Source organism: Pseudonocardia benzenivorans CB1190, from assembly GCF_000196675.2.
GTDB lineage: Bacteria > Actinomycetota > Actinomycetes > Mycobacteriales > Pseudonocardiaceae > Pseudonocardia > Pseudonocardia benzenivorans.
Genome location: NC_015312.1, coordinates 1,691,291 through 1,701,567, shown reverse-complemented (window position 1 = coordinate 1,701,567; position 10,277 = coordinate 1,691,291). Strand labels below are relative to the sequence as shown.

Annotated in this window: 10 protein-coding genes; 5 read left to right on the top strand and 5 right to left on the bottom strand. The window is 75.2% G+C overall.

Annotated features, from left to right (window positions below; all coding sequences use genetic code 11):
• Positions 1-5 precede the first annotated feature (5 nt).
• Positions 6-365 (bottom strand): hypothetical protein, encoded by a 360-nt coding sequence (locus PSED_RS08230; protein WP_013673786.1) that lies wholly within the window; start codon positions 363-365, stop codon positions 6-8.
• 94 nt (positions 366-459) lie between these two features.
• On the opposite strand from PSED_RS08230, the gene PSED_RS08225 reads away from it, so the two are divergent.
• The gene (locus PSED_RS08225) at positions 460-936 is read left to right on the top strand and encodes an OsmC family protein (protein ID WP_013673785.1); all 477 of its coding nucleotides are present in this window, start codon (positions 460-462) and stop codon (positions 934-936) included.
• Here the strand turns inward: PSED_RS08225 and larB are convergent.
• Entirely contained in the window at positions 846-2,114 is a 1,269-nt protein-coding gene (gene larB, locus PSED_RS08220) for a nickel pincer cofactor biosynthesis protein LarB (protein ID WP_013673784.1), read from the bottom strand. The two genes, PSED_RS08225 and larB, sit on opposite strands and share 91 nt — an antisense overlap.
• Positions 2,111-2,959, bottom strand: a complete 849-nt coding sequence (gene larE, locus PSED_RS08215; RefSeq protein ID WP_013673783.1) for an ATP-dependent sacrificial sulfur transferase LarE — start codon at positions 2,957-2,959, stop codon at positions 2,111-2,113. The genes larB and larE overlap by 4 nt, the downstream gene beginning before the upstream one ends.
• A 221-nt stretch (positions 2,960-3,180) precedes the next feature.
• Here larE and PSED_RS08210 point away from each other — a divergent pair, with 221 nt between their 5' ends.
• From PSED_RS08210 to PSED_RS08195, 4 genes are all read left to right on the top strand, one after another.
• On the top strand, positions 3,181-5,613 hold the full coding sequence (locus PSED_RS08210) for an LCP family protein (RefSeq protein ID WP_049803336.1): 2,433 nt from the start codon (positions 3,181-3,183) through the stop codon (positions 5,611-5,613).
• Between the two features lie 195 nt (positions 5,614-5,808).
• Positions 5,809-6,120: an integration host factor, actinobacterial type gene (gene mihF, locus PSED_RS08205; protein WP_013673781.1), complete on the top strand. Its 312-nt coding sequence runs from the start codon at positions 5,809-5,811 to the stop codon at positions 6,118-6,120.
• Between the two features lie 103 nt (positions 6,121-6,223).
• Positions 6,224-7,075 carry an alpha/beta fold hydrolase gene (locus tag PSED_RS08200; protein ID WP_013673780.1) on the top strand — a complete coding sequence of 284 codons (852 nt, stop codon included), beginning with the start codon at positions 6,224-6,226 and terminating at the stop codon, positions 7,073-7,075.
• Positions 7,076-7,088: 13 nt separating this feature from the next.
• Positions 7,089-7,661 (top strand): P-loop NTPase family protein, encoded by a 573-nt coding sequence (locus tag PSED_RS08195; protein ID WP_013673779.1) that lies wholly within the window; start codon positions 7,089-7,091, stop codon positions 7,659-7,661.
• 85 nt (positions 7,662-7,746) lie between these two features.
• On the opposite strand, the gene PSED_RS08190 is transcribed toward PSED_RS08195, so the two are convergent.
• A complete protein-coding gene (locus PSED_RS08190; protein WP_013673778.1) occupies positions 7,747-9,492 on the bottom strand; it encodes an acyclic terpene utilization AtuA family protein in 1,746 nt (581 codons plus the stop codon).
• Positions 9,489-10,274 (bottom strand): TIGR03084 family metal-binding protein, encoded by a 786-nt coding sequence (locus tag PSED_RS08185; RefSeq protein ID WP_013673777.1) that lies wholly within the window; start codon positions 10,272-10,274, stop codon positions 9,489-9,491. Before PSED_RS08185 ends, PSED_RS08190 begins: the two co-directional genes overlap by 4 nt.
• Between the last annotated feature and the right edge of the window lie 3 nt (positions 10,275-10,277).

The window sequence follows — 10,277 nt, the reverse complement described above, 5'->3', positions numbered from 1 at the left end:
CGGGATCAGCTGCGCACCAACTCGATGACGGTGGCCAGGCTGGACGCCACGTCCGCGGCGGCACCGGTCCCGGCGATGCGCCTGCCGACGATGTCGACGGCGAGGCTGAACGCGCGCTCGGCACGGTCCGGGAACACCCAGTCGTGGGTCGCGGCGAAGTCGAGCCACCCGGCCGGGCCGATCACGGCCTCGTCGGTGTAGTCGAGCTCGTGCCAGGTCACGGCCAGCTCCAGCAGCGCGAGCAGGGCCTCCGGGTCCCGATCGACGGCGAGCAGCAGCTCGTGGTGATCGGGGTAGCGTGCGGCGGCCGGGCACTCGCCCCGGCACGTCATCACCTGGATGGGCGCGTGAGCGACGGTTGTCATCGACAGCTCCCCGTGTTCGATTCCGGCGTGTGACGGTGGCCACCGTGCACCATGCCGGTTGCACCGGTGTTGCAGCAGTTCGGAGGAGGTATTCGTGGGAGCCACAGAGCGTACCGTGCACGCTCGCTGGAGCGGCGGGTTGCGGTCGGTCGTGGACGCCGGCGGCTTCGAGGTCGTGTCCGACGAACCGACCGGGGTCCCCGGCGGAACCGGAACGGGGCCGCAGCCGACCGAGCTGCTGCTCGCGTCCATCGCGTCGTGCTTCACCACCGCCGTCGCCTACAGCGCCGCCAAGCGCAACGTGGCGCTGTCGGGGCTGCGGGTCGACGTCACCGGCCGCTACAAGGGTCCGAGCTTCGACGCGTTCCGCATCGACGTGCACGCCGACGCCCCGCAGGGCGAGGAGCTCGACAAGCTCGTCGAGGCCGCGAAGCGGGTCTGCTACGTGACGCGGACGCTCGCCTCGCCGCCACAGCTCGACTACACGACGTCGTCGGGTTCCCCGGACGTCGCGCCCGCGGCGTCGGGGACCGGGCCCGCCGCGTCGTCGAGCGAGGCCGCGGCCGGCTGAGCGGCCGCCCCGGCGCGTGCCGCCACGGCACGCAGCGGCAGCCCCAGCGCCGTGGCCGCCGCCACCACGTCGTCGTGCTCGGGTTTGCTCCCCCACGGACCCGTCTTCACCCGCACCCGGTGCCCGCCGACGTCCACAGTGGTCGTCGTGCGCGGCAGGGCGACGCGGTCGACGCTCGTCCGGCGCAACCCCAGCGATCCTGTCTCGGCCAGCACGATCCGCTCGCACTCCGCGACCGCCGACGTCGCGGCCAGCACATGGACCGTGTGCGCTGGCCGCGACTTCTTCATGACGACGGGCGCGACCCAGGCGTCGGCGGCGCCCGCCGTGAGCAGCCGCTCGACGAGATGGCCGAGCACCTCACCGGTGACGTCGTCCACATTGGTCTCGAGATGGACCATCCGCTCGACGGTCCCGCCCTCGCGCCCCGCCGTCGCGGGCGCGGGCCCCGTCGGCCGCACGGTCGCGCCCGCGGGCCGCGCGATCGTGTCCCCGGTGGCCGCGGCGCGCTCGCGCGAGGCCGCGATCCGGAACGCGGCCATGGCCGCGGAGAACCCGGAGTCGATGTTGACGACGGTCATCCCCGCCGCGCACGACGACATCATGGCCAGCAGCGCGGTCACCCCGTCCAGGGTGGCGCCGTAACCGATCGACGTCGGCACGGCGATCACCGGCGCCCCGACCAGGCCGCCGACGACGCTCGGCAGCGCCCCTTCCATCCCCGCGACGCACACGACCGCGTCGGCCGCGGCGATCTCGTCCCGGACCGCGAGCAGCCGGTGCAGGCCCGCCACGCCCACGTCGGCGAACCGGCGCACGGTGAGCCCGACGGCGCGGGCGACCTCGGCGGCCTCGGCCGCGACGGGTCCGTCCGACGTCCCGGCCGAGACGACGGCGAGCACGAACCCCCGCGGCGCCGCGGGCCGCCAGACCAGGAGCCGACCGGCCGGCACGTGGGCGCCCCCGGCACCGACGTCGGCGAGCACCGCGTCGGCGACGGCCGGCTCCACCCTGGTCACCAGCACCGGGCCGGTGTTGGCGGCGAGCAGGCTGTCCACCACCGCGACGATCTCCGCGACGGTCTTCCCGGGGCCGTAGACGACCTCCGGCAGGCCCGTCCGCGCCTCGCGGGCGGTGTCGGGCCGGGAGTGGCCCAGGTCCTCGAAGCCGTTCGTCACGACGATCCCGCGACCGCCGGGAGACCCAGCAGCACGTTCATCCGGCCGCTGCGGAATGCCTGCAGGTCGACGGCGCAGAACGCGAACCCGGCCCCGCGGACCGCGGCGTCGATCTCGGCGCGCAGCGTCGTGACCCGCGGGTACTCCGCCTCGGGGACCTCCAGCCGCGCGACGGTCCCGTCGGCGTGCGCCCGCACCCGGCAGCTCGCGAACCCCAACGCGCGCAACGCCTCCTCGGCGGCCTCGATACGTGCCAGGACCTGCTCGGTCACCGGGTCCCCGTAGGCCACGCGCGACGAGAGGCACGCCGCCGCCGGCTTGTCGGCCGTCTCCAGGCCCAGCAGCGCGCTGACCGCCCGGACGTCGGACTTGGTGAGCCCGGCGTCGACGAGCGGCGCCACCGCGCCGCGCAGCGCGGCCGCGCGCTGGCCGGGGCGGTGGTCGCCCAGGTCGTCGAGGTTCGTGCCGAGCGCGATCGCGGCCCCTGAGAGCTCCGCGAGCGGGACCAGCGCGTCGAGCAGCGCGGACTTGCAGTGGAAGCACCGGTCGCCGGAGTTCGCGACGTACTCGGGGCGGTCGAGCTCGTCGGTCGCGACCTCGACGTGGGTGATGCCGTGGCGACGGGCGAAGTCGCGCGCGGCCCGGCGTTCGCGCGCGGGCAGGCTGGCGGACACGGCCGTGACGGCCACCGCGGCGGGTCCGAGTTCCTCCGCGGCGACGGCCGCGACCAGCGCGGAGTCGGCGCCGCCGGAGTAGGCGACCAGCAGCCGGGGCTCGGCGCGCAGCCGCGTGCGCAGGGCCTCGAGCCGGGCGGCCGGACCGTCCTGTGGCGTCGCGTCGGACATGCACCCACCTCCCGCATTCACTGTAGTGACCGGCGATCACCCGGCCTGCTCGTCGCCGTCGGCCGGGGACGGCCCGGTCGCGCAGAGTGGTCGCCGTCACTGGAAGTAGGCTCCGCCGAATCCGAGGTGCCGGGCACGGTCGCTCCCTCGCCTCCCGGCGAAATCCGGGTGGTCGGCCGACGCGCAGGTAACCTCGACACGACGAGGGGGGTGACCTGCGGTTGGACGATCTGGACCCACGCGACCGCGAGCACCGTCCGGACAATCCGCCCTCGTCGTCCGGCCCGTCGCCGTGGCCACGCCGCGCCGAGCGCGAGCAGGCGCAGCGCAACGAGCTCTGGGGTCGCACCGGCGCGCCGCGCACCCGCCGTACCGGTGACGCTGTGCAACCATTCGCGAGCGGACCGGACGCGTCGGCGGGCCGCCGCCCCGGACCCGGCCGGCCCCGCCCGCCCCGGCCGCCGGACGAGGGCACCCCGCCCCGCCAGAGCGCCGACGGCGGACCGCCGCGCACGCCCGACAACGGACCGCCGCGCACGGCCCACAGCGGACCGCCGCGCACGCCCGACAGCGGACCGGGCGGGCGCCCGGGGGCCGGCGGTGCCGCCCCGCGTCGACCCGGATCCGCGCCCGCCGACCGGCCGCCCGCCGACCGGCCGCCTGGCGCCCCGGGGCCCGACCGCTCGCCCGGTGCCCCGCCGCCCCCGCCGCCCGACCGGTCCCCCGGCGGCCCGCGCCGGCCCGCCGACCCCGCCCGGCCGGCGGGCGACGGCACCCCGCGGCCGCCCGACGCCCCGGCGCGCCGCGCCGACGGGCCGAACCGCCCCTCCGGTGCCGCCGCGCGGCGCGGCCGCCGGCCCGGCCCACAGCGCCCTCCCGGCCCACTACCGGGCGCCGACGACGCGCGCCCGACCGTCCCGGCGCTCTCCCGGGCCGCCGTCCTCCCGGACGACGGTTCCGGCACCGACACCGGTGCCGACACACCCGGGCGCGGACCGGGGAGCCGCGCGGCCGCCGTCGACGACCAGCCGACGTCCCGCGTCACCGACGGCCCCGCCCGCCGCGACGGCCCCGACGCCGACCGCCCGGCCCGCCCGGAACGGCTCCGCGGGGCCGGTCCCACCCGGCCGCCGGCGCGCGCAGGCACGCCCCCGGCCCGGACCGGCCCCGGCGGCCGCCGCCGCGGCCTCGGCGCCGCACTCGGCATCACCGCGGCGTCGACGCTCGTCCCGGGCTCCGGGCACCTCATCCTCGGCAGGCGCCGCGCCGGGACGGCGATCCTCACCGTCTTCCTGCTGGCGATCGCGGCGCTGGTCACGCTCGCGCTCGTCGGACGCTCGACGCTGATCGAGTCGGCGCTCTCGGCGCGGGTGCTGGCGGGGGTCGCCGTCGTCGTCCTGGCCGCCGCGCTGGGCTGGATCGTCGTCATCGTGCGGACGTGGGCGCTGGCCCGCCCGCCCGGGATGAAGACCGGCCAGCAGGCGCTCGGCACGCTCGTCGTCGTGGCGTTGTGTCTGGTGGTGGCGGCGCCCTTCGGCTTCGCGGCCGACATCGCGAACTCCCAGCGCAACCTGCTCAACGAGCTGTTCAAGGGCGGCGGGACCAGCGCCGAGGAGGCCATCAACAAGCCGCGGCTCAACGTCCTGATGATCGGCAGCGACGCCGGGCCCGACCGGACGGGCACCCGCACCGACACGATGATGGTCGCGAGCATCGACACGCACACCGCGAAGACCATCCTGTTCGGCCTCCCGCGCAACATCCAGCGTGCCCAGTTCCCGCCGGGGTCCCCGATGGCGGAGCGCTTCCCCAACGGGTTCCGCGACCCGCGCGACCCGCTCTCCGGGAACTACCTGCTCAACGCCGTGTACGCCTACGCGCACCAGAACCCGGGGGTCGCGCCCGCGGGCCCCAGCGCCGACCCCGGCATCAACCTGCTGATGCAGTCGGTGACGTACATGCTGGACCTGCCGCTGGACTACTTCCTCGAGGTCGACATGGAGGGCTTCTCCGCCCTCATCGACGCGCTCGGCGGGGTGACCGTCGACGTCGGCCCGGTGCCGCTGCCCATCGGCGGCGTGCTGCCCGACGGCCGGCACGTCCGACCCGACGGCTACATCCAGCCGGGGGTCCAGCGGCTCGACGGCGAGCAGGCGCTCTGGTTCGCCCGCTCGCGCCGCGACTCCAGCGACTACGACCGGATGGGCCGGCAGCGCTGCCTGATCCAGGCGGTGCTCGACCAGAAGAGCCCGGCGTCGCTGCTGTCGAACTTCCAGACGGTGGCGAAGGTGGCCACGCAGAACATCGACACCAACATCCCGCAGGCGCTGCTGCCGCACCTCGTGTCCCTGATCGACGACAAGGGCGTGAACCTCAGCAGCGTCACGTTCGACCCCACGCTGCCCGACCCCAACGAGCGCGACGGCCACTTCAACCCGGGCGCGCCCGATCCGTCCTACATGCGCGAGGTCGTGGCCGCCTCGATCGACGGGAAGCCGCTGCCCGCGCCGACGACGACGCCCACGACGTCGCGGTCCACCCGCTCGGCCGCGCCGACGACCGCGCCGACGACGACCCCGCAGTCCACCGCTCCGGTCTCGCTGGCGGCCTCGTGCTCGGCCTCGGACAGCCCGCAGCCGCCCGCGACGCGCTGACCTGGGGATGCTCGACGTCCCACGGTCGGGTGGCGCGACGGGCCGCATCCGTCCGCTGAGCGCATCGGAAGGCCCGCGAATCGCACCTGAGCAGGGGTTCTCGGTACGTCGTCGGGCCCTTCTGCCAGTCTGTGCGGCGAAGATGAGCCCTGTTCGACCTGGACGGGGACTTCACCGAGTAGAGGAGTTCGACACATGGCACTGCCCACGCTGACTCCCGAACAGCGTCAGGAGGCCCTGAAGAAGGCCGCCGCCGCGCGCACGGCCCGCAAGGAGCTGCGCGACGCGATCGCCCGGGGCGACGAGACGATCCCCGCGGTCCTCGACCGCGCGAAGTCCGACGCGATCGTCGGCAAGACCAAGGTGGCGGACCTGCTGAAGAGCCTTCCGGGCTACGGCCCCGCCAAGGTCAGCGCGCTGCTGGAGAAGACCGGCATCGACGCGTCCCGCCGGGCCGCGGGCCTGGGCGACCGGCAGCGCCAGGCGCTGCTCGACGCGCTCAAGTGAGCTCCGGCCCGGCACGGCGGCACGTCCGCCGCGTCGGGCCGCTCGCTCGTCCGCGCCGGGTCCCGGTTGCGGCGCCGTGCACAGCCGTTGGCAGGCTGGGCGAGTGGAACGTTTCGTCGACGTCGCCGACGGCGTGCGGCTGTGGTCCGAACGGCTGGCCGGGCCGGCCGGGGCCGACCCGCTGCTGCTGATCATGGGCGCGAACGCCTCCGGGCTCGCCTGGCCGGAGACCCTGCTCGCCCGGCTCACCGCGCACCATCCCGTGATCCGCTACGACCACCGGGACACCGGCCGCTCGACCTGGGCGTTCGACGAGCAGCCCTACTCCGTCGCCGATCTCGCCGACGACGCGGTCGCCGTCCTCGACGCCTGGGACGTCGAACGCGCGCACGTGGTGGGGATGTCGATGGGCGGCACGCTCGTCCAGCTCCTGCTGCTCGACCATCCCGACCGCCTGCTGTCGGCGACGCTGCTCTGCACAGCCGCGCTCGACGCCTGGGACGTGCCGGACATGCCCGGTCCGTCCCTGTCCCTGCTGCGGATGTGGCAGGAGTTCGACGACCCGCGCGACGACGCGGGCGAGCTCGCGTGGCGCGTGGAGCACTGGCGGCTGCTCAACGGCACCACGATCCCCTTCGACCCCGACGAGTTCCGTGAGCTCGAGCGCCGCGTCATCGCGCACACGGGGCGGCCCGACACCCCTGGTGCCCACGCCAGGGCCGCCCAGGACGGCCTGGAGCGCGCGGCGGAGCTCGGGAGCGTGACGGTGCCGACCCTCGTCGTCGAGGCGCCCGACGACCCCGTCAACCCGCCCCCGCACGCCCGCCATCTCGCCGACACCATCGCCGGCGCCGAGCTGACGACCGTCCCGGGCATGGGACACGCGCTGCCCGCGGCCGTCGTCGACCCGCTCGCCGACGCACTGCTCGCCCACACCGCGGGCGTCCGCCGCTGACCGGGCGGGACCGATGGAGCTGGGACCCGCCGACCCGTTGCCCGCACGACCCGCCCGCGTACTGGTCGCGGGCACGTCGGGCTCGGGGAAGACGACGCTGTCCGCGCGTATCGCCGCGCTGACCGGTGCACCGCACGTCGAGATCGACGCGCTGTTCCACGGCCCCGGCTGGACCCGGATCCCGACGTTCGTCGCCGACGTCGAGGCGTTCAGCGCGCAGCCGGCGTGGGTCACCGAGTGGCAGTACTCCGCCGTCCGTGACCTGCTCGCCGACCGCGCCGACCTGATGGTCTGGCTCGACCTGCCCCGCGCGACGGTGATGCGTCAGGTCTCGGTGCGCACGATGCGGCGCCGGCTCGGCCGCGAGGTCCTCTGGAACGGCAATGTCGAGCCGCCGCTGCGGACGATCCTCACCGACCGCGAGCACATCGTGCGGTGGGCCTGGGACACCCACCACAAGACGGCGCTGCGGATCACGGCGCTGGCCACCCGCAGGCCGACGCTGCCCGTCGTACGGCTGCGTCACCGCCGGGACGTCGACCGCTGGGTCGACGGCCCGTTGCGGCGGGCCGCCGGCCCGGCCTGAGCCGGTCCGGCGGGAACTGTCGGACCCCGCCGCTAACATCGAACACATGTTCGAGACGACGAGCGGGGTCGCGCCGGTCGCGCGGTCAGTCCTGCAGCAGTGCCTCCGGCACGTCCACGAGGCGGCTGCGCACGTACTCGCCCAGGCCCTTGGCCTGCGGGTCCGGTCGCGTCGTGGAGGCGACGCCCTCGCCCAGGATCCCGTGCACCACCACGTTGAGCGCTCGCAGGTTGGGCAGCTCGAACCGTTCGATCCGCAGGTCGGCGGCCTCGGGGCCGATCAGCCCGCGGATCGTGTCGACGTCGAGGTGGGCCGCCATCCAGGCGTACCCGGCGTCATCGCGGGCCCAGAGGCCGATGTTGGCGTTGCCGCCCTTGTCCCCGGAGCGCGCCGCGCACACCGTCCCCAGCGGCACCCGCCGGGTCGGGCCGTCGGGCACCGCGCCGCTGCCCGGGCGGGCGCCGGCCGCGGCCCCGGTGGGCGCCGTGACGTCCGCGGGCCCGGTCGGCGGGTCGGCGACGACCCGCCGCGTCCCGTCGGGCAGCACCACCGTCTGGGTGACGGCGCTGCGCGCGACGGTGGCGGGCCGGTAGATGCCGAACGCCGACTCGCTGGAGGGCGGGGTCGTGGTGTGGAAGCCGGGGTAGCCGGCGAGCGCGAGCTCCATCGTCGCGTTGGAGAACGCGCGGCCGACCAGCCGCGGGTCCTGGTCCTTGACCGTGACCCGCAGGTGCGCCGTCGCCTGCTCGTTCGTGGGGGCGTCGGGTTGGTCGAAGCGCAGCAGCCTGACGTCCACCTCGGCGAACCGGTCGCGCCCACCCAGGATCCCGAAGAGCATCTCCTCGGCGAAGGCGGCCTTCTCCTCGATGTCCAGGCCGGTGAGGACCATGGTCATCGAGTTGCGGTAGCCGCCGTTGTCGTTGAGCGCGACCTTCAGGGTGTCCGGCGGCGCGCTGCCGCGGACCCCCGAGATGCGGGTCCGGTGCTCGCCCTCCTGCTCGAGGGTGATCGTGTCGAAGTGGGTGGTGACGTCGGGGCCGAGGTAGGCCGGGCCCTGGATCTCGTAGAGCAGCTGCGCGGTGACGGTCCCGGTGGAGACCAGGCCGCCCGTTCCGGGGTGCTTGGTGATCACGGTCGAGCCGTCGGCGGCCACCTCGGCGATGGGGAAGCCGGGGTAGCGGCGGTCGGTCACCTCGGAGAAGAACGCGTAGTTGCCGCCCGTGGCCTGCGGCCCGCACTCGATCACGTGCCCGGCCACCACCGCGCCCGCGAGCGCGTCCCAGTCGGTCGGACCCCAACCGTGCCACCAGGCCGCAGGCCCCACCACCAACGAGGCGTCGGTGACCCGCCCGGTGACCACGACGTCGGCCCCCGCGCCGAGGGCCTCGGCGATGCCCCAGCCCCCGAGGTAGGCGTTGGCCGACACGGGCTTCCCGGCGACCGGCGGGACGATCGCGCCCAGGTCGCCACGCAGGTCGTCGCCCTCGACGTGGGCGACGGCGACGTCGAGACCGAGCTTGGCCGCCACCTCCCGGATCGCGTCGGCCAGCCCGGCGGGGTTGAGCCCCCCGGCGTTCGACACGATCTTGATGCCGCGCTCGAGGCAGGTCCCGAGGATCTGCTCGACCTGGGTGAGGAACGTCCTGGCGTAGCCGAGCGCGGGGTCCTTGGCCTGCGCCTTGGCGAGGATCAGCATCGTCAGCTCGGCGAGGTAGTCGCCGCAGACGACGTCGACGGGCCCGCCCTCGACCATCTCGCGCGCGGCGTTGATGCGGTCGCCGTAGAACCCGGAGATGTTGCCGATGACGATCGGCCTGCGCGGCGTGCTCATGCGAACTGTCCCGGCTTGCGGCCGGTGCCCGCAGCACCGGCGAAGGCCTGCGCGAACGACATCCACTCGTTGGCCACCGGACCGGTGATCTGCAACGCGGTGTCGTCGCGGTGTCGGCGCTGGGTCACCGCCAGGCAGAAGTCCAGGGCCGGTCCGGTGACCCGGTCGGCCGCGCCCTCGGGGCCCCACGTCCACGTGGAGCCGTCCGGCGCCGCGAGCTCCACCCGGATGGGCGCCTCGGGCATCGCGACGCCGTTCACCGCGTAGCTGTAGGCGCGGGCACCGATGCCGATGTGGGCCACGTGGCGCAGCCGGGCCGACGGCTCACGCGTGACGCCGACGGTGTCGGCGATGTCCTGGGTGTGCGCCCAGGTCTCCATGAGCCGGGCGGTGAACGACGACGCGGCGCTCATCGGCGGCCCGTACCACGGGACCCGCAGGGCCGGGTCGAGCCCGCGGAAGGTCTCGATCAGCCGGGTGCGCTCGCCGTCGAACCAGCGCAGCATCTCCGCGCCCGTGAGGTCGCGGTACTGCAGGGCGACGGCGTCGGGGTCGATCGGCGGGGAGTTCTCCAGGTCGGCGCGGAACCCGTCCGGGTCGACGGCCGACTTCACCGCCGTGGCGTCGAAGTGCGCGAGGTGGCTCACCTGGTCGGCGATGGTCCAGCCGACGGCGGGGGTGTCACGTCGCCAGTCCGGCTCCGACAGTCCGGTGAGGATCTCGCGCAGGACCGCGGTCTCGGCCGTGATGTCGTCGGCGAGCGCGTCCATCGACACGGGCATGGC

Excerpts from the sequence above, each read along its gene's own strand:
- PSED_RS08230 (WP_013673786.1), bottom strand. The coding sequence starts at position 365 with ATGACAACCGTCGCTCACGCGCCCATCCAGGTGATGACGTGCCGGGGC.
- larE (WP_013673783.1), bottom strand. The coding sequence starts at position 2,959 with ATGTCCGACGCGACGCCACAGGACGGTCCGGCCGCCCGGCTCGAGGCC.
- mihF (WP_013673781.1), top strand. The coding sequence starts at position 5,809 with ATGGCACTGCCCACGCTGACTCCCGAACAGCGTCAGGAGGCCCTGAAG.
- PSED_RS08195 (WP_013673779.1), top strand. The coding sequence starts at position 7,089 with ATGGAGCTGGGACCCGCCGACCCGTTGCCCGCACGACCCGCCCGCGTA.
- PSED_RS08190 (WP_013673778.1), bottom strand. The coding sequence starts at position 9,492 with ATGAGCACGCCGCGCAGGCCGATCGTCATCGGCAACATCTCCGGGTTC.
- PSED_RS08185 (WP_013673777.1), bottom strand. The coding sequence starts at position 10,274 with ATGCCCGTGTCGATGGACGCGCTCGCCGACGACATCACGGCCGAGACC.